Source organism: Phycicoccus jejuensis (assembly GCF_044797865.1).
Taxonomy (GTDB): domain Bacteria; phylum Actinomycetota; class Actinomycetes; order Actinomycetales; family Dermatophilaceae; genus Phycicoccus; species Phycicoccus jejuensis.
Window position 1 is genome coordinate 1,170,996 of record NZ_CP085209.1, and the last position, 19,579, is coordinate 1,190,574.

Sequence of the window (19,579 nt, forward strand, 5' to 3'; positions counted from 1 at the left end):
ACGTCACGTGGAGGATGAGCGGCCGGCGTGCATCCGGCCCGCACGTGCGGGGTTGTCGCTGTCCGAACCCCTGTTGGCGCGCGGAAAGCCCGCACGTGCGGGGTTGTCGCTGTTCGGACCCGCCAGAGACCGCGGAAAGCCCGCACGTGCGGCGTTGTCGCTGTCCGGACCCGCCAGAGACCGCGGAAAGCCGGCACGTGCGGGGTTGTCGCTGTCCGAACCCCTGGCGGCGCGCGGAAAGCCCGCACGTGCGGGGTCGGCGGAGGGCCGCTAGGCCGTCCGGAGGGCGGCCGACGCGGCGTCGAAGAGCCGCTCGGCTTCTTCCGCGGTCCGCCCGATCGCCGTCGCCCCGACGGTTCCCCGGTCGTCCAGCGAGGGGAACATGTGCAGGACCACGCCGGTCCGCGCGACCGGGTCGAACGCGAGCCCGGCGGCCTCCAATGCCGCGATGACGCGCGCAGCCGTGACGCCCCGCCCGACCTCGACGTCGTCGCTCGAGCGGTAGTGCCGCTCCCCGCCGTCGTCGGCCAGCCACCGGCCGCTCTGGGTCTCGTAGACGCCGGGCGCGAGGTGGCGCAGCGCGGCGTACGAGTGGCTCGTGCCGCCCTTGCGCAGGTTGAGGTCGACGGCCACGAGCGTCCGCCCGCCCGCTCCCCGGGCCGCGACGAAGTCGACCGAGAGCCAGCCGACGGCGCCGCGCTCGGCCAGTCGGCGCGCCACGGCCGCCGCCTGCGTGGCGACCTCGGCCGCGTGCGCCGCATCGGCCGGGAAGCGGCTGCCGATGAAGACCTGCCCGTCCTCTCCGCCGAGGAGCTGCTCGTGGGTCGCGCGGACGACGACCTCCCCGTCCCGGCCGATCTCGACCTGGGCGCTGGGGCTGCCCACGACCTCGCCGGTCACCAGCTCCTCGACGACGCCACCGAGCGACAGGTCCCGCAGGAACGCGGGCGGGGAGAGCCGCGCGAGAGCGGCCACGAGCGCCTCGTCGGGCAGTGGTCGGCCCTCGTCTTCCCGCACCGGCAGGACGAGGTTGCCCTCTCCTGCACCGGAGTTGTCGAGCTTGACGACCACCCGCTCGACCAGCGGCCTCTCCCGCAGGATGGTCCGGACCGCCACCGCCACCTCGTCGCTGCTGCGGACGGCCTCGACCCCCACCGGGACGGCCACGTCGCACTCGCGGAACAGGCGGCGCGAGGCGCTCTTGAAGCCCAGCGGCCACAGCTCGGCGGGACCGCCGTTGAGGGGGACGCCGAGGGCCTGCGCCACCGCGAGCTCGTCGTCGGTGACGTTCCACGGCTCGATGACCGCCGGGGTGGCGCCCACCTGCCGGCGCAGCCGGTCGAGGAGGTCGGGCCGGTCGAGTAGCTTGGCGGCGATGCCACGCGGGCCGTCGTCGGGCACGACGAGGCACGTGACCCGGCGGCGCGCGTCGTCGGGGTCGTCGGGCCGCGCGAGGCGTGCGTAGTGGTCGAGGACCTCCGGCGCCGGCTCGCTGCTCGTGACGACGACCACCCGCGCCGCGGGGTCGTGCGCCGTGACGAGGCCGTCGAGGAGGGCGCGGTGCTCCAGGGCCGGCAGGTGCGACGCGTGCCGCTCGAGCAGCCGCGCCGGCATGCTGTGCGACGGCAGCGAGACGACGACATGGTCGTGGCAGGGCGACCCGTCGGACGGGTCCGGGGAAGGGGCGGCCGCGACGTCGGCACGCTCGCGGGCGCTCATCCGGACCACCCTAGGTGCTGGGCGCCCGCAGGGTCGGTCGCGACGGCGACCGGCCCTGCGTGGGCATGCGCTCAGACCGGCTGGGGGGCCTCGGCCACGAGGTGCGGCGCCACGAGGGCGGCGTAGCGCTCCCACGTGTCGCCGGGGGAGGGCACGAGGTACCCTGGCAGGCTCGAGGTCACCGACGTGAGGAGCCACCAGAGCACGAGGACCGCCGCGACGAACGCGGCGGGTCGGCCGTACGACCGCAGCAGGGTCCCCGTGCGCGGGGTGCGTGGCCGGGGCGCCGGCGGGGCGGGTCGGGCGAGCGTGGAATTCGTCGCCATTGGCGAAGGCTCCTGGGGTGACGGGAGCGCGGCTCCTGTTGCGGATAGCGCTTTCCCGAACGGCATGGTCTGCTCTGAGGTGTGTTAACCACGTCGTGGGACGCAGGTGGTCGCCCGACGACCACCGACCCAGCACACTGGGCTCGGCCAGCGACGACGAAAGGGGCCACGATGGCGACGACGCTGCAGGAGGTCGCGCGGAGTGCCGGCGTCTCCCTCGCCACGGCCTCCCGCGTCCTCAACGGGTCCGACCGCCATCCCGGACCGGAGATCGCCTCCCGCGTCCGCGCCGCCGCCGAGTCGCTGGGCTACGTCCCGCACGCCCAGGCGCAGGCCCTCGCGCGGGCGACGAGCGACCTCGTCGGGCTCGTCGTCCACGACATCGCCGACCCGTACTTCTCGACGATCGCCGGCGGTGTCCAGTCGGTCGCGCAGCCCCTGGGCAAGCAGACCCTCCTCGCGAGCACCGGCCGCGACCCACAGCTCGAGACGGCCGCCGTGCGCTCCCTCGCCGCGCAGCGCACCCAGGCGATCATCCTCGCGGGCTCCCGACGGCGCAGCGCCGACGGCGCCCACCGCGAGCTCGTCGCGGCCTGCCGGATGTACGAGCGCAACGGCGGTCGCCTGGCGTTCGTCGGGCAGCAGTTCGAGGGGTTCCCGGCCGTCGTGCCGGACAACGCCGGGGGTGCCCGCCGCCTGGCCCGGGCCCTCGTCGAGACCGGGCACCGGCGGTTCGCCGTCGTCGAGGGCCCTCGCTGGCTGCGCACCTCGGTCGACCGCGCGGACGCCTTCCGTCGGGAGGTCGGGCCGGAGCGAGTCGCGTGGTCGGTCCGCGGCGACTTCTCGCGCGCAGGTGGCTACGACGCCGTGCGCTCGGTCCTCGAGGGTGGTGACGACCCCGGGCCCCTGTGCGTCTTCGCGGTGTCCGACGTCATGGCGCTCGGGGTCCTCGCCGCGTGTCGCGACCTCGGGCTGCGGGTGCCCGAGGACGTCGCCGTCGCCGGCTTCGACGACATCCCGACGTTGCTCGACGTGACCCCCACGCTCACCACCGTGGCGCTGGACCTGCGCGCCATCGGCGCCCGGGCCGCCGAGCTCGCGCTGGACGGCGCCGCGTCGGCCCGCCGGGTGTCCGTGGCGGCGGAGGTGCGGTTGCGCGACAGCACCGCGCTCGGGGGCTGACGTGCATCCCAAGGCCGCCGCGGGCCACGCCCCGCGGCAGCACAGGGTCGTCGTCGCGTCGGACAAGTTCAAGGGTTCGCTCTCGTCCGACGGTGTGGGAGAGGCGGTCCGGCGCGGCCTGCTGTCGGTCCGACCCGATGTCGAGGTGGACGTCGTCCCCGTCGCGGACGGCGGCGACGGCACCCTCGCGGCCGCGGTGGCGGCGGGCTACGAGCTGGTGCCGGTGACCGCGGCCGGACCCACCGGAGAGCCGGTGGCGACCGCCTACGCCCGTCGGGGCGACCGGGCCGTCGTCGAGCTCGCGCACACCACCGGCCTGGCGCTGCTGCCCGGGGGTCGACCGGCCCCGTGGGCGGCGACGACGCGCGGCACCGGCGAGGTGCTCGCCGCGGCCCTCGACGCCGGGTGCCGCGACATCTGCCTCGGCGTCGGCGGCAGTGCGAGCACCGACGGCGGCGCCGGCCTTCTCCTCGGGCTGGGCGCCGGCCTCGTCGGCGCCGACGGCGCGCCCGTCCCCGACCCGGGTGCCCGGCCCGACCGGGTCGCGGCCCTCGACCTGCGGACGCTGCACCCGGGGCTGTCCGAGGCCCGCCTGGTGCTGGCGTGCGACGTCGACAACCCGCTGCTCGGACCGCGCGGTGCGGCAGCGGTGTACGGCCCCCAGAAGGGTCTGCGTCCCGACGACCTGCCGGTCGTGGAGCGCGCGCTGGAGGCGTGGGCGGACGTGGTCGACGCGGCCACCGGGACCGACCACCGGGCCACGCCGGGGGCCGGCGCCGCGGGCGGTGTGGGCTTCGCCGTCCTCGCGGCGCTGGGCGCCGAGGTCCGGTCCGGCGTGGAGGTCGTCCTCGAGCTGGTCGGGATCGACGAGCGGCTGCGCGGCGCCCCGCTCGTCGTGACGGGGGAGGGGGCGCTCGACGTGCAGACCCTCGCGGGCAAGGCCCCCGCCGGGGTCGCGGCGCGGGCGCGCGCCGCGGGGTGCGACGTCGTCGCCGTGTGTGGCGCACGGCAGCTCGACGAGGCCGGGCTGCGCTCGATGGGGGTGGGTGCGGCGTACGCGCTGCTCGACATCGAGAGCGACCTCGCCCGGTGCCACGCGGAGCCCGAGGTGCTGCTCGAGGAGCTCGGCCGCGTCATCGCCCGCGCCCACCTCTGAGGGTCGTCGGGGGCGGTGGTCCGGCGTGCCGGCGAGCCCGGGACGTCCTCGCCGTTCGGATGCGGGAATGGCTCGCGCAGAGACGAGTACGCCGCAGGGCCGGTCGCGACGGCGACCGGCCCTGCGGTGGGTGTGCGGGGAGCGGCGGTCAGCGACCGCTCTCCGAGACCTCGACCTCGTCGCCCACCGAGCCGACGTACCCGTCGGCCCCGGCGAACACGAAGCGGTAGGTGGAGTCGACGTCGCGGTCGACACGGGCCCACACCCAGCCGTCGTCGTTGGTCTCGAGGGTGTCCTCGGTCGTCCAGGTGGACGAGCCGTCGACCCGGCGCTGCAGGGTCACGGTCCGGCCGTCGAGGCGGTCGCCGGCGGGCGTCGTCAGGCGCCCGACGACGAGCGGGTGGCGACGTCCGTCGGTGAGACGGCTGCGGAGCCGGGTCACGGTCGTCAGCGTCGTGGTCCCGGTCGCCGGCTTCGCGGTGCTCGAGCCGGCGAACGTGAAGCGGACGACGGTCGGCGTCTCGGGCGCCTGGGTCCAGGCCACGCGGCCGGCGGAGTCGGTCGTCGCCGTCCGCACGGTCCGGAACTGGGTCGAGCCGAGGTCGCGGGTGTCGATGCTGACGCGCGCGCCGGCCACGGCCTTGCCGGTGCTCTTGACGCGGAGGGTGAACGTCGCCGTCCGCGGCCAGGTGCCGGTGACGGAGAGCGACCCGGTGGTGACCGCCGGGGCCGGCGGCGCCGGCGGCTTGGGAGCCGGCGGCTTGGGAGCCGGCGGCTTGGGGGCCGGCGGCTTCCGCGCGGGCGGCGGCGGGGTGGGCAGGGCGGTCCCGAAGAACTGCCAGTGCCACGGCTCGGGGTTCGAGCCCTTGGCCACGGCCCAGGTGGGCTGCGCCCATCCGTACTTGCGGCCGACGCTGGCCATCCACTTGTAGCGGGCGCCGCTGTACGCGCCGACGCCGCAGCCGAGGTCGACGGCCAGTCCCCAGCCGTGGGTCGAGGTGCCGGGCTTGGCCGCGCGCGGCGACCCGTACTTCTTGTAGAGCGCGACCTGCTTCGTGTACGAGCGGTACGCGTCGTTGATGCAGAGGTTGGCGCCGAATCGGGCCTTGTAGGCCGTGTTGAGCGAGGTGAGCTTGCGCGTCGCGTCGCAGCGCAGGCTGTCGGTCCTGTCCCAGGGGATGGCGCACAGCGCGGACGCGGGGATCTTGCCGTTGGTGTGGCCGCCCCACCCGAGGGAGGAGCCGGCGGCGGTGGCGGTGGGCGCGGCGGCGGTGGCGAGGCCGAGCGCGAGCAGGGGGACGGCGAGCAGGGTGGTGGGTCGTCTGAGGGCGGACATTCGGGCACGTTCCTTCCGGGTGGGCCGCCTACGGAACGTGACCTGTCGGGTTGGGACGCCGGTGCGCCCCGCCCTCGTGAGAGGACTTCACCCCGAGGAGCGACTCCATGTGCCTGGGCGCCCCGCCCCCACCATCACAGGGATCGCGAGGGCCCCGGGTGCTGGTGGGGTTCGGCGACACCCGGGCCGGTCGGAGCAGGGGTTCCGGCCGACGATGGTCCTCGACCAACGACGCTACGAGCGGGTCCCGGCGCGCGGGCGGGACCGGGCGGCGGGTGGGCCGAACGGCCCAGCGGTTCACCCGTTCAGCCCTCTGACCATTGCGTTTGCCCTGGAGCGCCACATCCGCGGGCGGCACGCCCCACGCTCGGGGGTCGACGCCGCACGCACGCCCGGCCGGCGGGCACGAGCCGGTCAGGTCTCGACCTCGTCGAGGATGCGCGGCAGGCGCGACACGAGGTCGCGGGCGAGGAAGCCGACCCGACCGACCTCGGACGTCAGCCGCTCGCCCGCGCCGTCGTGGAGGTAGGCCCCCCACACGGCGGCCTGGGTGGGCTCGGCCCCGCGTGCCAGGAGCCCGGCCACGACCCCGGCCTTGACGTCCCCCGACCCGGCCGAGGCCGACCCGGGCGCCCCGGACCCGAGCGTCCAGGTGCGGCCGTCCGGTGCGACGACGTGCGACACGTCCGACCCGGCGAGGACCGTCGCGCCGGTGGCGCGGGCCATCCGGGAGGCCGCCGCCGGCACGTCGGCCGCGACCTCGTCCTCGTCGGCGCCGATGACGAGCGAGAGCTCGCCGATGTTGGGGGTGACGACCGATCCCGCCGCGAGCGCGCCGAGGCCGTCGGGGTGCTGCGTGAGGAAGGCCGTGGCGAGGGCGTCGACGACGAGCGGCACCTCGAGCAGCGGCACGAGCGCCTCGAGCAGCGCGAGCGCAGCGTCGGGGTCCCCGATGCCGGGGCCCACGAGCACCGCGTCGGCGCCGGACGCCTGCTCCGCGACGCGCCCCGCGGCCGCCGCCGAGATCTCGTCGCCCGTCGCGGGCAGACCGGTGACGAACGCCTCCGGCAGGGAGACGGCGACCTGCGTGGCGGTCGTCCCGACCGTCGCCACCTGCACCTTGCCGGCGCCGCTGCGCAGGGCCGCCTCTGCCGCGAGCAGGACGGCGCCCGGGTTGCCGGCACAGCCGCCGACGACGACGAGGCGCCCCTTGGTGTCCTTGCTGCCGGTGGGGTCGGGCAACCGCCAGTCGCGCAGGAGGGCCGGTGTGACGACGACGGGAGCGTGCTCAGGCATCGTGGTCACCGCCGTCCGCGGGCCCGTCGCCGGTGCCGGCCGGTGTCGGCGCGGAGTGCGTCGTCCGCGCGCCGCCCGGGCGCTCGAGGTGCTCGACGGCGCCGTACCCGGTGAGCTCGAGGCCGCCCTCCCCGCTCCGGTAGGTGGTGAGCGAGCAGTTGGCCAGCGGGGTGTCGCGGTCGATCCCGAGCAGGTCCTGCTCGGTCAGCCCCTCGAGGACGTAGCGGAAGGCCATGATGACCGCCTGGTGGGTGAAGACCCACACGCGGCGGTCCGCGCAGTCGGAGCGCACGTCAGCAGCAGGCCGCGTACCCGCAGCACGACGTCGACCCAGCTCTCCCCGCCGGGTGGCCGGTAGTAGAACTTGCCCATCGACTCCCTGCGGCGGGCCTCGTCCGGGTGCAGCTCGCGGATGCCGCTGCTCGTCAGGCCGTCGAACAGGCCGAGGTCGCGCTCACGCACGCGCTCGTCGTGGACCGGCGCGGGCACGGCGCTCACGTCGGCCAGCGCGTGGTCCGCGGTCGCGGCCGCCCGGGTGTAGGGCGAGGCGATGACGACCTCGGGCAGACGTTCCGTCGGCCACGTCGCGAGGTGCCGGCCCAGCGCGCGGGCCTGCACCTCGCCGGTGTCGGACAGCGGTGTGTCCGGGTCGCGGTGTTCGAGGTCGAGCCGGTCGACCCCGTGGCTGCCGGCTGCCTCCGCGGCAAGGTTGCCCACGCTCTGGCCGTGCCGGACCAGCACGAGCTCGCTCGGCCAGCCCTCGGTCGACGGGGGGCCGGGGGGACGGTCGGGCACGGGGGCCTCCTGGGCGGCCGGGACGGGACATCCGGTCCCGTACCCACGACGGTGCGCGGGATGCGTCCTCGCCTCGACGGGCAGGTGCACGGAGTTCGCGGCGTAGGGTCGCCGGATGGCGCTCGACCCGGCACCCGGCCCCCGGACGGAGGGGGACGCGCCGGTCCCGGACGGGCTCGCGTGGCACTACACCGACGGCCCCGGGCGCCGGCAGCGCGTTCATCCTCAGCGCGAGCAGCTTGCCCGACTCGCTCGCGATGTGGCGGCTGTACGGCGGGGTGAAGGAGTCTTACGCGATCGGGCTCGACCCCGCGCAGCCCCTCGTCGCGCTCGCCCGCGAGGACGTCGACCTCCGGCCGGACCGCGACGGCGAGGTCCACCTGCGCCGGCACGGCTGGCAGCCGGTGCGCTACCGGCGGGAGATGCAGCTCGAGCTCGTCGACGCGGCGCTCGCGCTGCTCGGCGACCTCGCGGGCGGTCCGGCGGCGCCCTTCGCGCGGCGCCCGCTCGACGACGGCACCGAGCCCGAGCTCACCCCGGCGCTGCGCGAGCACCTGGCCCGTCACCTCGAGCCCTTCCTCGACGCCCTCCAGGAGGCGCTGCTCCTCGTCAAGCACGAAGGCTTCGCGGACGAGCGCGAGACCCGCTACGCCGTCATGCTCCTCACCCGGCCGGGCGAGGCGAGCCGGCTCGTCGAGGCCTCGCTCCTGTCCTCCCGTGCCTCCGCGTACGGCATCGCGCCCTACCTCCGGCTCACCGGGACCGACCCGGACCGGCCGGACGCCCCGGTGGCGACGCGACCCTCCCTGCTCCCGATCCGCGCGGTCGCGGTGTCGCCGTCCCCCAACGGCAGCGAGGCGACGGCGTCGGTGCGCACGCTCCTCCTCTCGCACGGCCACGGCGTGCCGGTGCGGCGCTCCGCCATCCCCTTCCGGTCCTGACGCGCCCGTCCGGGCGCCCCGCGAGGTATCGAAGCCATCGACGCCGTCGCGCCCCGCCGGTAGCGTTCGGGGCCTCGGTGACCGCGACGTCGCCGTCATCGGGGGGAAGGGACACCGGCGCGGCGCAGGCCGTCGTCTGGTGCAGATGCATCACGTCGGGTGGTGCACGGAGTTCTGGCGGGGCGACTCGGGGAGCGGGACGATGACATGACCGATGACAGGGAGCAGGACATGACACCGACGGCCGCGGCCGAGCCGCACACCGGCACGGTCACCGTGGTCGTCGTCGACGACCACCTGCTGCTGGCCGACGCCGTGGCGACCGGCCTGCGGATGCGTGGTCGCACGACGGTGCTCGACGTCGCGGCCTCGTGCGCCGAGGGGCTCGCGGCGGTCGAGCGACACCGCCCGGACGTCTGCCTCCTCGACCAGCGTCTGCCCGACGGCTTCGGCACCGACCTCATCCCCCGCCTCCTCGCCGCGAGCCCCGGCACCAAGGTCCTCCTCGTGACCGCCGACGACAGCGTCGACGTGCTGCACCAGGCCCTCGCCGCCGGCGCCGTGGGCATCGTCAACAAGGGCCAGCGGGCGGACGCCCTGCACGAGGCGGTGATGCGCGCGGCCGAGGGCATCACGATCCTCAGCGCCCGCGACGTCCAGCGGCTGCTGCCGTCGTCCGAGCGGGGTGGCCAGCAGCTGGGGGACGACCTGACCCCCCGTGAGCGCGACGTGCTGCGCCTGCTCGTTCAGGGTGTGTCGACGCGCGACATCGCGGCCCGGCTCTTCATCTCGTACGCGACGGCGCGCAACCACATCCAGTCGGTCATCGGCAAGCTCGGCGCCCACAACAAGCTCGAGGCCGTGACCATCGCCCTGCGCGAGAACATCGTGAGCGGGCCGTGAGCGCGTCGCGTGCCCACCGCCCCCTGCAGCGGGGTGTGCCGTGACGTCCACCGAGGTCGGGGTGCGGCGGGTGTTCCTCTGCGACGACCAGTTCGAGATGCGACAGGCGCTGACCGCGGTGATCACGGCCATCCCCGGTTTCGCCGTGGTCGGCGTGGGGGAGGACGGCGACCAGTGCCGCGAGGGGCTGCGGGCCGAGGACGTCGACGTGCTCGTCGTCGACGTCAGCATGCCCGGCGGTGGGGCCGAGCTCGTGGCGGCCGTGCGGGCGGAGCACCCCGACCTCGCGATCATCTCGTTCTCGGCGCACTCCGAGCCCGAGGTGCGTGAGGCGATGCTCGCCGCCGGGGCCGACGACTTCGTGCTCAAGACCGGCCGCCTCGCCCCGTTGCGCGAGGCGCTCCTGCGGCATTCGCCTGTCGTGGAATGAAATTGCCCGGGCGTCGCAGTTCGACATGACGTCGCGCCGGTCCGTGCGGCCCCCTAGCATGGGCGGCGACGGGGACGTCGAACGATCCTCGGGTGGGGAGGGGCGGTGTCCGACGCATCGGACGGGGAGCACCGGCGAGGGCTGTCGGCGGCCCAGGCGCTCGAGCGGATCGTCGGGGGCGTGTTCTCGGTCGGCCCCGACGGCACGGTCCAGTACGTCAACGGGTCCATCCTCGCGATGCTCGGCGAGGAGGCCTCCGCGGTGGTGGGTCGCAACGTCTACGAGCTCTACCCCCAGGCACGCGACCCGGACTTCCTGCACTATCTCGAACGTGCCCTCGAGACCGGCGAGGTCGAGGAGTTCGCGGCGTTCGCCCCGCGGGTCGGGAGATGGCTGCGCCGCCGGCTCTACCCCACGACCGACGGCGTGACCGTCATCGTCGACGAGGGGCGTCCGGGTGACAGCGAGGACGTCCCGGACCCGCTGCGCGAGGCGCTCGGGCGGGCGCGCGCGGCCGAGCAGCGCTACCGCGACCTCCTCGACTCCATGGCCGAGGGCTGGAAGGAGACCACGCCGGCGGGAGACATCCTCGCCGTCAACGAGGCGCTCGCGACGAGGCTCGGCTACGACGACGCCGCGGACCTCCTGGCCCGGGTCGGCAGCGCCAACGACCTGTACGTCGACCCCGAGGACCGGGTGCGGGGTCTGCGGAGCGAGTCGGGGGGCAAGCCGCGGATGATCGAGGCGCAGATGCGCCGTCGCGACGGCGGGACGGTGTGGGTGCGCTCGACCCTCACGCCCCGGTACGGGCCGGCGGGCGACATCGTCAGCTTCCGGGGGTTCGTCGAGGACATCACCGAGCACCGCGACGCCGAGCGCCGGCGGCGCGAGGCCGAGGAGCGGATCGAGGCCCGCGAGCGGACCCTCCTCGCCGAGGCGGTGCACGACGAGCCGCTGCAGCTCGTCGTCGCGGCGATCCTGCGGCTGGACGGCCTCCAGGCGCAGCTGCCTCCCGAGCTCGCCGAGCCGGTCGAGCACGTCGTCTCCCTCCTCGAGCAGACCATCGAGCGGCTGCGCAACCTCGTCGTCGCGCTCAGCCCGCCGGACCTGCGCGACGGCCTGGCGGCCTCCATCCGGGCGCTGGCCGAGGGACTCTTCATGGGCACGGCCACCGAGGTCGAGGTCGAGGGGCCCGTCCTCCTGCCGCTCGAGCCCGAGATCGAGACGGGGGCCTTCCGGGTCCTGCGCGAGGCGCTCGTCAACGTCCGCAAGCACGCCCGGGCCGACCGGGTGCTCGTCCGCCTCACCGAGTCGGGGGAGACCGTGGTGCTCGAGGTCGTCGACGACGGCGTCGGGGGAGCGAGGGCCAGCACCGAGCCCGGGCACCTCGGCATGACCTCGATGGTCGCCCGCGCCGAGAGCCTGGGCGGCAGCCTCACGGTCGACAGCCCGGCCGGCGGCGGGACCCGCGTCTCGCTCGTCGTGCCGGTCGGTGACCGCGCCTCGTAGTGCGACTGCATCAGTCAGGACTGGACGTCCGCCCCTGTCGGCTCCGGGGGCCCGCGCGCCACACTTGAGCCATGCCTCGGGGCCACGGCCTCCTTCCCCTGCAGGGGGCAGGCCCCCGGGACACGTGCACCAGGGCGTCCGGCCCCCTTTCCCCTGCATCGGGGCCGGCCCCCCGACCCGCACACCGCGAGAGCCCGGCCTCCTTCCCCCTGCACGGAGGCCGGGCTCTTCGCCGTCCCCCGGCCGGTGGGTTGCCCGGGGTGACGTGGACTGGCGCCGATGCATCACGCAGGTCCGGCCGTCCGCCCCTGTCGAACCCGGCTGCGCCGCAGGATGACTGTGGGCATGCCTCGGGGCTCCGGCCCCACCTCCTCCCCCGTCCCGGGGTCGGGGCCCCCGGGGCGGGCCGCCGGTGGTGCCACGAGTCGACCTCCGCGACGAGGGCACGAGGTGGTGACGCCGAGCGCCCGGCCGGGGGTGACGAGCCACCCCCCGGCCGGAGCACCGGTCGGGCTGCAGCGGCGGCGTCACCACCTCCCACCCCTCACCTGCGGCCCCGGGGCCCGGCCCGCGGGTCGGGCCCCGGCCGCGCGGGAGCACCACTCCGGACCGCCGGCCGGGTCGAGGTGAAACCCGACCGGCTGATGGTCCTTCGTCACCTCGAACCGCGGGCTGAACCAGCGGGTCGAGGTGAAACCCGACCGGTTGACGGTCCCCTTTCACCTCGAACCGCGGGCTGAACCAGCGGGTCGAGGTGAAACCCGACCGGCTGATGGTCCTTCGTCACCTCGAACCGCGGGCTGAACCAGCGGGTCGAGGTATCCGGCCCTTCTCCCGAGGTGGCCGGATACCTCGACCCGTCCAGGCGGGGGCACCGGCTCGCGCGACCCGTCCCTCGCACCCCTGCCGGTCGCCCCAGCACCCGGAGCAACCGGGACGAGCGGCCGCTCACGACCGCTCGTCCCGGTTGCGTCAGATGCGGGGGCGAACGACAGCAGCCGGACGACGCGTGCCGACCGGCTGGCCCGCCTCGTGACCGACGTCAGGAGCCGGGGCCCGCCTGGAGGTCGGCCAGCAGGTGCTGGTGCTCACGCGTCGCCGGGTGCAGCGACGTGTAGGCGGCGTAGAGCTCGTCGTAGAGCCCTCGGTGCGTGGCGTTCGGCTCGACGACGCGGTCGAGGCTCGCCCAGTCGGCGTCCGGCGCCACGAGGCCGGCGCCCTGCGCGGCCATCAGCGCGTCGCCGTAGGCCGCCCCGATGGTCTGTCGCGGCAGGTGCTGCGGGCGGCCGGTCACGTCGCTGACGACCTGCGTCCACAGGCCTCCCTGCGTGCCGCCGCCGACGGCGACGAGGCGCTCGACGGGGTTCTCGGGGGAGTCGAGCAGCTCGAGGATCTGCCGGATGCCGAAGGCGATGCCCTCGTACGCCGCACGGAACAGGTGGCCGCGGCGGTGGCGCAGCGTGAGCCCGACGAGGACACCGCGGGCGCGGGTGTCGAAGATCGGGGTCCGCTCGCCGACGAGGTAGGGCAGGAGCAGGAGCCCGTCGCTGCCCGGCGGGACGGCACCGGCCTCGCGCACGAGGTCCTCGAAGGGCGGGCCCCCGACGAGGTCGCGCACCCACGTCGTCAGGCTGCCGGAGGTCGACATCCCCGCCGCGAGCGAGAAGCCCGCAGGCGTGACACCCCGGGTGTTCCACAGCTGCGGGTGCGGGGCGGGGGAGCGCAGCTCCTGGACGAAGAACATCGTCGAGCCGTACATGAGCATGAGGTCGCCGGGTGCCCGGACGCCGGCGCCGTAGGCCTCGGCCCACGCGTCGACCGTGCCCGCGCAGACGGGCGTGCCGACGGGCAGCCCGGTCTCGTCGGCAGCCGCCGCGGTGACGGCGCCGACGACCTCGCCGGACCACGCGAGGGTGGGCGCGGGCAGGCCGGCCATCACCTCGTCGTACCAGTCGTGGGCCCAGTCGGCGGTGTGCAGGTCGTAGAGCGGCACCGACTGGCTGGCCGTGTGGTGGTCGAGGACGTACTCACCGCTCAGCCGGAACGCCGCGTACGAGCCGGCGCTGAACCAGCGCTCGGCCCGCGCCCACGCCTCGGGCTCGTGCCGCTGCACCCAGAGTGCCTTGGGGCCGACGGCCTGCGTGGTCAGCGGGGTGCCGCACCGCCGGAGGACCGCGTCCGCACCGAGCCGCTCGTCGAGCTCGGCGATCTCGGCGGTCGCGCGGCCGTCGATGCCGTAGAGGATCGCCGGCCGGACGGGCGTGCCATCGGCGGTCGTCAGGAGCAGGCACGGCCCGAGCCCGCTGACGCAGACCGCCGCCACCGGGCGCGCGGGGTCGACGAGCTCGCGGCAGATCGCGACGACGTCGGCCCACCACACCGCCTCGGCGTCCATCTCGGCGCGGTCCGGCCGCGGCATGACCATCGCGCCCTCGTGGGCGCGCACCGCGGTGGCGACGACCGTGCCGTCCGGGGTGGCGAGCACGCCCTTCGTGCTGCCGGTGCCGATGTCGATGCCCAGGACCAGCTCGTCCACGTCAGGTGCTCCCGTCGGTCGTGGTGGGTGCCGCCGGTCCGCTCGAGCCCCGGACGACGAGCCCGGGGGCGAAGAGGCGGTGCGGCTCGTGCGGGGTCTCGCCGCGGACGACCGCGAGGAGGAGGGTGAACGCCGCGACGCCCATCGCGTGGTGGGGCCGGGCGACCGTGGTGAGCGGCACGGCGAGCTGCGCGGCGAGCGGGATGTCGTCGTAGCCGACGACGGAGACGTCGTCGGGCACGCGGATGCCGTGCCGCTGGAGCTCCTGGAGGATGCCGACCGCGACGACGTCGACGGCGCACGCGACGGCGCCGGGGCGCTGCGCGGCGGGCATCGCCGCGATCGCCGCCCCGACCTCGCGGCCGCCCTCGACCGACAGCGCGCACGGCAGGTCGACGAGGGTCGCGCCGGCCTCGGCGACGACCGCGCTGACGCCGTCGTGGCGGTCGCGGACGGGGATGGCGAGCGCGGGGTCGCCGGCGAAGGCGACGGCCCGGTGCCCGAGCCCGAGCAGGTGCTCGGCGGCGAGCCGACCGCCGAGCATGTCGTCGACGCCGACGCTGACCGCCCCCTCGCGCGGGTCCATCCGGTCGAGGACGACGAGGGGGACGCCGCCGGCCCGCACCCGGTGCAGCTCGGAGGAGAGCGGGTCGTGCGGGACGACGATGGCACCGGCGACGCGGTGCTCGGAGAAGACTGTGAGAGAGGCCTTCTCGCGCTCCAGGCTGCGGGCGCTGTTGGCCATGAGGAGCGTCATCCCGGCCTCCGCGGCGGCGTCCTCGACCCCCCGGGCCATCTCGGCGAAGGCGGGGTTCCAGGCGTCGAGGAGGAGGAGGCCGACGGTGCTCGAGTAGCCGGCCCGCAGCTGGCGGGCGGACTCGTCGCGGACGAAGCCGAGCCGCTCGATGGCGCGCTGCACGGCCTCGCGCCGTGACTCGCTGACCCGCTCGGGGTGGTTGAGGACGTGCGAGACCGTGCCGACCGACACCCCGGCCGCGCGGGCCACGTCCTTGAGACCCACTCGTCGCGTCGTCACCCTCGACAGCTCCTGACCGTGATCCTTGACACGTTTCAGAAACGGACCCTACCATCGTCGACACCTGCTTGAAACGATTCAAGCAGCCTCAGCGAAGAGGAGAACGCAATGGCGCGTGGTCGGATCATCCGAGGCGTGGTGCTGGCCGGGGCCGGCCTGTCGACCCTGCTCGTGGCGGCCTGTGGGTCCGGTGACAGCGGGGCGGGGTCGTCGTCCGGGGGCGGCGGTGGGGACGGGGCGAAGGTCGCCTTCCTCATGCCCGACACCGGCTCCACCCGGTACGAGCTGCACGACCGTCCGGGGTTCGAGAAGCGGCTCAAGGAGCTCTGCCCCTCGTGCCAGCCGCTGTACAACAACGCCGACGGCAGCGCGGACAAGCAGCAGCAGCAGTTCAACTCGGCCCTGGCCCAGGGCGCCAAGGTGATCGTGCTCGACCCCGTCGACTCGGCGGCCGCGGCCTCGCTCGTCAACGCCGCGCACTCCAAGGGCGTCAAGGTCATCGCCTACGACCGCCCGATCCCGGACATCAAGGTCGACTTCTACGTCTCGTTCGACAACGAGAAGATCGGCAATGCGATCGCGACCTCGCTCCTGGAGAAGATCAAGCAGGACCCGGTTCCCTCCGGCTCCGGCCTGCTCGTCGTCAACGGGTCCCCGACCGACGCGGCCGCCGGCCTCATCAAGAAGGGCGTGCACTCGGCCGTCGACAGCAGCGGCATCCCGATCCTCGCCGAGTACGACACGATCGAGTGGAAGCCCGAGAACGCCCAGAAGTTCGTCAGCGGCCAGATCTCGCGCTTCGGCGACAAGATCATCGGCGTCGTCGCGGCCAACGACGGCACCGCGGGCGGCTCGATCGCCGCGTTCAAGGCGGCCGGGGTCAACCCCAACCCGCCGGTCAGCGGCAACGACGCGACCGTCGCCGGCCTGCAGCTCATCATCGCGGGCGACCAGTACAACACCATCAGCAAGCCGAGCGAGATCGTCGGCGGCGCCGCCGCCGAGGTGGCCGTCAAGCTGCTGAACAACGAGTCGCCCGAGACGACCGGGGACCTCTTCGGCTCCCCGTCGAAGCTCTACGACCCGACGCTCATCACGGCCGAGAACCTCAAGGCCGAGATCGTCGACAAGCAGATCACCCCGGCCTCGGAGCTGTGCACCTCCGAGTACGCCGCCGCCTGCCAGAAGCTCGGCATCTCCTGAGCCCGGACCGCCGCCGTGGGGCACCCCGCCCCGGCGGCCGGCCGGCCGACCATCGGAGGACCTCGATGACCACGACCACCACCGCACCGCCGCTGCTCAGCCTGCGCGGCGTCACCAAGACCTTCGGCGCGGTCAACGCGCTGACCGACATCGACCTCGACGTCGCGCGCGGCGAGGTCGTCGCGCTCGTCGGCGACAACGGCGCCGGCAAGTCGACCCTCGTCAAGGTGCTCTCCGGCGTGCACGCGCCGGACTCCGGGACGATCTCGTTCGACGGACGGCCCGTCACCGTCGCCGACCCCTCCGCCGCGATCGCCCTCGGCATCGCGACGGTGTTCCAGGACCTCGCCCTCTGCGAGAACCTCGACGTCGTCGGCAACCTCTTCCTCGGGCAGGAGCGTGGTCGCATGCGCCTCGACGAGGTGTCGATGGAGGTCCGCTCCTGGGAGCTGCTCCAGCAGCTGTCGGCGAAGATCCCGACCGTCCGCATCCCCATCGCGTCGCTCTCCGGCGGCCAGCGCCAGACGGTCGCCATCGCGCGCTCGCTGCTCGGCGACCCGCAGGTCATCATCCTCGACGAGCCGACCGCGGCCCTCGGGGTCGCGCAGACCGCCGAGGTCCTCGACCTCATCGAGCGGCTCCGGCAGAGAGGGCTCGGCGTCATCATGATCAGCCACAACATGGAGGACGTCCGCGCCGTCGCCGACCGCGTCGTCGTCCTGCGGCTCGGCCGCAACAACGGCAGCTTCGACGCGCGGTCGGTCTCGTCCGAGACGATCATCGCCGCCATCACCGGGGCCACCGACAACGTCGTCACGCGGCGTCGCGAGCGGGTCGGCGGCGGGTCCGCCGGAGCGTCCGCGGCGGCCGTCGACGCCCCCGCCGACGAGGAGGCCACCCGATGAGCACCGTCCAGCTCGACCGCGCCGACGAGCGCATCACCCACGACGCGACGACGGCGGGGCGCGCGCGAGCCGCCCTGCGCAACATCCGGTCCGGTGACCTCGGGGCGCTGCCCGTCGTCATCGGGCTCGTCATCATCGCCGTCATCTTCCAGAGCCTGAACTCGGTCTTCCTCTCGAGCGGCAACCTCGTCAACCTCATGCTCGACTCGGCCGCGGTCGGGGTCATCTCGCTCGGCATCGTCTGCGTGCTGCTCGTCGGCGAGATCGACCTGTCCGTCGGCTCGGTCAGCGGCTTCACGGCGGCGGTCGTCGCGGTCCTGTTCGTCCGCCACGACTGGAACTGGGTGCTCGCGGTCGTCGTCGCGCTCGGCATCGCGGCCCTCATCGGGCTGGCGTACGGCTTGGCCCTCACCCGGTTCGGGATGCCCAGCTTCGTCGCCTCGCTCGCCGGGCTGCTCGCGTTCCTCGGCCTCCAGCTGGCGATCCTCGGCGACCAGGGCTCCGTCAACCTGCCCTTCGACTCCTTCCTCGTCACCTTCGCGCAGGTCGCGTTCGTGCCGCCGTGGCTCGCGTACGTGCTCGCTGCGCTCGGCCCGGTCGCGGTCTTCGCCACCGGCTACGAGACGATGGTCCGCCGCCGGCGCGCCAACCTCTCGGCGACCTCGGTGCAGGTCCTCGCGGTGCGGTCGGTGGCCCTGCTCGTCGCTCTCGAGTTCGTCGTCTGGTACCTCAACCGCGAGCGGGGCGTCGGCTGGATGGTCGTCTTCTTCGTCGCGCTCGTGCTCCTGCTGAACTACGCGATCACGCGCACCGGCTGGGGCCGTTCGCTGCTCGCCGTCGGCGGCAACGTCGAGGCCGCGCGGCGCTCGGGCATCCCCGTCCGGCGGGTCTACCTCAGCGCGTTCGCGGTCTGTTCCTTCCTCGCCGCGCTCGGGGGCATCCTCGCCGCGGGCCGGCTCGCGTCGGCGAACCTCAGCAGCGGCACCGGCGACGTCAACCTCAACGCCATCGCGGCGGCGGTCATCGGTGGCACGAGCCTCTTCGGCGGCCGCGGCAGCGCGTGGTCGGCGCTGCTGGGCACGGTCGTCATCGCGGCGATCGCCAACGGGCTGACCCTGCTCAACCTCGACTCGTCCTACCGGTTCGTCATCACCGGCCTCGTCCTGGCCGTCGCGGTGGCGATCGACTCCCTCGCCCGGCGCTCCCGCGCCTCGCACGGCCGCGCATGAGCACCGCCGTGACCCCCGACGTCCCGTCCCAGGAGGACACCATGATGATCCGTGCGGCCGTGATGACCGAGCTCGGCCGGATCGAGGTGCAGGAGCGGCCCCAGCAGGAGCCCGGCCCGCACGAGGCGCTCGTCCGGCTGCGGGCCGTCGGGGTGTGCGGGTCGGACACCGCGTACTTCACGGTCGGCCGGATCGGCGACTGGGTGGTCGACGGGCCGATCGTCCTCGGCCACGAGGCCGCCGGCCAGGTGCTCGCCGTGGGGGAGGAGGTGACCGGCGTCGACGTCGGCGACCGCGTCGCCATCGAGCCGGGCACCCCCTGCCGCCAGTGCGGCGAGTGCATGGCCGGGCGCTACCACCTCTGCCCGGACCTCGTCTTCCTCGCGACCCCGCCGTACGACGGGGCGCTCATGGAGACGATGGTCATCGACGCCCGCAACCTCCACCGCATCCCCGCGTCGATGTCGTACGAGGAGGGTGCGCTCGTCGAGCCGCTCTCGGTCGGCATCTGGGGGTGCAAGCGGGCCGGCCTCGAGCCCGGGGACGACGTGCTCGTCACCGGCGCCGGACCGGTCGGGCTGCTGGCCGGGGCCGTCGCGCTCGCCTTCGGGGCACGGTCGGTCGCCGTCACCGACCCGAGCGAGTTCCGGCAGGGGATGGCGCGCGACCTCGGCCTCGGGGTCGACGACGGCACGGGCGGGCAGGACTTCGACGTCCTGCTGGAGTGCTCCGGCGCGAAGGGCGTTCTCGCGCAGGGGCTCCGGCGACTGCGGCCGGCCGGCCGGGCGGCGATGATCGGGATGCCCAAGGAGGAGCTCGTCGGGCTGCCCCTCTCGCAGCTCAACGTCAACGAGCTCTCGCTCAGCCTCGTCAACCGCTACAACCACACGTGGCCGCTGGCCATCGCCCTCGTCGCCTCGGGCCGGGTGAAGGTCGACTCCCTCGTGACGCACCACTTCTCGCTCGCCGAGACCGCCGACGCCCTGACGCTCGGCAGCCGCGTCACCGACTCGGTCAAGGCGGTCATCCACCCGGACCGCTGACCCCGGGGACGGCGACGGCGCCCTCCCGGTGAGG

The 19,579-nt window shown here is 74.7% G+C and carries 17 protein-coding genes; 10 read left to right on the top strand and 7 right to left on the bottom strand.

Annotated elements, in window-relative coordinates; translation table 11 throughout:
* Nucleotides 1–270: 270 nt before the first annotated feature.
* Complete coding sequence (locus LG324_RS05600; RefSeq protein ID WP_404352411.1) at nt 271–1,719, bottom strand: peptide ligase PGM1-related protein; 1,449 nt, start codon at nt 1,717–1,719, stop codon at nt 271–273.
* A gap of 497 nt (nt 1,720–2,216) precedes the next feature.
* On the opposite strand from LG324_RS05600, the gene LG324_RS05605 reads away from it, so the two are divergent.
* Both LG324_RS05605 and LG324_RS05610 read left to right on the top strand, forming a co-directional pair.
* On the top strand, nt 2,217–3,227 hold the full coding sequence (locus LG324_RS05605; RefSeq protein WP_404352413.1) for a LacI family DNA-binding transcriptional regulator: 1,011 nt from the start codon (nt 2,217–2,219) through the stop codon (nt 3,225–3,227).
* 1 nt (nt 3,228) lies between these two features.
* The gene (locus LG324_RS05610) at nt 3,229–4,383 is read left to right on the top strand and encodes a glycerate kinase (RefSeq protein WP_404352415.1); all 1,155 of its coding nucleotides are present in this window, start codon (nt 3,229–3,231) and stop codon (nt 4,381–4,383) included.
* A 148-nt stretch (nt 4,384–4,531) separates the two neighbouring features.
* On the opposite strand, the gene LG324_RS05615 is transcribed toward LG324_RS05610, so the two are convergent.
* The 4 genes from LG324_RS05615 to LG324_RS05630 all read right to left on the bottom strand — a co-directional run bounded on the left by LG324_RS05615 (nt 4,532) and on the right by LG324_RS05630 (nt 7,810).
* On the bottom strand, nt 4,532–5,719 hold the full coding sequence (locus LG324_RS05615; RefSeq protein ID WP_404352417.1) for a M15 family metallopeptidase: 1,188 nt from the start codon (nt 5,717–5,719) through the stop codon (nt 4,532–4,534).
* A 414-nt stretch (nt 5,720–6,133) separates the two neighbouring features.
* Nucleotides 6,134–7,015: an NAD(P)H-hydrate dehydratase gene (locus LG324_RS05620; protein ID WP_030528579.1), complete on the bottom strand. Its 882-nt coding sequence runs from the start codon at nt 7,013–7,015 to the stop codon at nt 6,134–6,136.
* Entirely contained in the window at nt 7,008–7,250 is a 243-nt protein-coding gene (locus tag LG324_RS05625; protein ID WP_404352419.1) for a hypothetical protein, read from the bottom strand. Before LG324_RS05625 ends, LG324_RS05620 begins: the two co-directional genes overlap by 8 nt.
* Nucleotides 7,220–7,810: a histidine phosphatase family protein gene (locus LG324_RS05630; RefSeq protein WP_404352421.1), complete on the bottom strand. Its 591-nt coding sequence runs from the start codon at nt 7,808–7,810 to the stop codon at nt 7,220–7,222. The genes LG324_RS05625 and LG324_RS05630 overlap by 31 nt, the downstream gene beginning before the upstream one ends.
* Nucleotides 7,811–8,049: 239 nt before the next feature.
* Here LG324_RS05630 and LG324_RS05635 point away from each other — a divergent pair, with 239 nt between their 5' ends.
* The 4 genes from LG324_RS05635 to LG324_RS05650 all read left to right on the top strand — a co-directional run bounded on the left by LG324_RS05635 (nt 8,050) and on the right by LG324_RS05650 (nt 11,593).
* A complete protein-coding gene (locus tag LG324_RS05635) occupies nt 8,050–8,751 on the top strand; it encodes a hypothetical protein (protein ID WP_404352422.1) in 702 nt (233 codons plus the stop codon).
* A 207-nt stretch (nt 8,752–8,958) separates the two neighbouring features.
* Nucleotides 8,959–9,654 carry a response regulator gene (locus LG324_RS05640; protein WP_404352423.1) on the top strand — a complete coding sequence of 232 codons (696 nt, stop codon included), beginning with the start codon at nt 8,959–8,961 and terminating at the stop codon, nt 9,652–9,654.
* Between the two features lie 40 nt (nt 9,655–9,694).
* Nucleotides 9,695–10,084 carry a response regulator transcription factor gene (locus LG324_RS05645; RefSeq protein WP_207024322.1) on the top strand — a complete coding sequence of 130 codons (390 nt, stop codon included), beginning with the start codon at nt 9,695–9,697 and terminating at the stop codon, nt 10,082–10,084.
* 105 nt (nt 10,085–10,189) lie between these two features.
* Nucleotides 10,190–11,593: a PAS domain S-box protein gene (locus LG324_RS05650; protein ID WP_404352424.1), complete on the top strand. Its 1,404-nt coding sequence runs from the start codon at nt 10,190–10,192 to the stop codon at nt 11,591–11,593.
* 1,042 nt (nt 11,594–12,635) lie between these two features.
* On the opposite strand, the gene LG324_RS05655 is transcribed toward LG324_RS05650, so the two are convergent.
* Both LG324_RS05655 and LG324_RS05660 read right to left on the bottom strand, forming a co-directional pair.
* On the bottom strand, nt 12,636–14,129 hold the full coding sequence (locus LG324_RS05655; protein ID WP_404352425.1) for an FGGY-family carbohydrate kinase: 1,494 nt from the start codon (nt 14,127–14,129) through the stop codon (nt 12,636–12,638).
* A gap of 1 nt (nt 14,130) precedes the next feature.
* Entirely contained in the window at nt 14,131–15,165 is a 1,035-nt protein-coding gene (locus LG324_RS05660) for a LacI family DNA-binding transcriptional regulator (RefSeq protein ID WP_404352427.1), read from the bottom strand.
* A gap of 135 nt (nt 15,166–15,300) precedes the next feature.
* Between LG324_RS05660 and LG324_RS05665 the strand changes: the two genes are divergently transcribed.
* The 4 genes from LG324_RS05665 (at nt 15,301) to LG324_RS05680 (ending at nt 19,545) form a co-directional block, all read left to right on the top strand.
* On the top strand, nt 15,301–16,368 hold the full coding sequence (locus tag LG324_RS05665; RefSeq protein WP_404352428.1) for a sugar ABC transporter substrate-binding protein: 1,068 nt from the start codon (nt 15,301–15,303) through the stop codon (nt 16,366–16,368).
* 65 nt (nt 16,369–16,433) lie between these two features.
* Nucleotides 16,434–17,273, top strand: coding sequence for an ATP-binding cassette domain-containing protein (locus tag LG324_RS05670; protein ID WP_404352429.1), 840 nt, complete (start codon nt 16,434–16,436; stop codon nt 17,271–17,273).
* Entirely contained in the window at nt 17,270–18,502 is a 1,233-nt protein-coding gene (locus LG324_RS05675) for a sugar ABC transporter permease (RefSeq protein ID WP_404352430.1), read from the top strand. Before LG324_RS05670 ends, LG324_RS05675 begins: the two co-directional genes overlap by 4 nt.
* A complete protein-coding gene (locus LG324_RS05680; protein ID WP_404352432.1) occupies nt 18,499–19,545 on the top strand; it encodes an NAD(P)-dependent alcohol dehydrogenase in 1,047 nt (348 codons plus the stop codon). The genes LG324_RS05675 and LG324_RS05680 overlap by 4 nt, the downstream gene beginning before the upstream one ends.
* Nucleotides 19,546–19,579 lie beyond the last annotated feature (34 nt).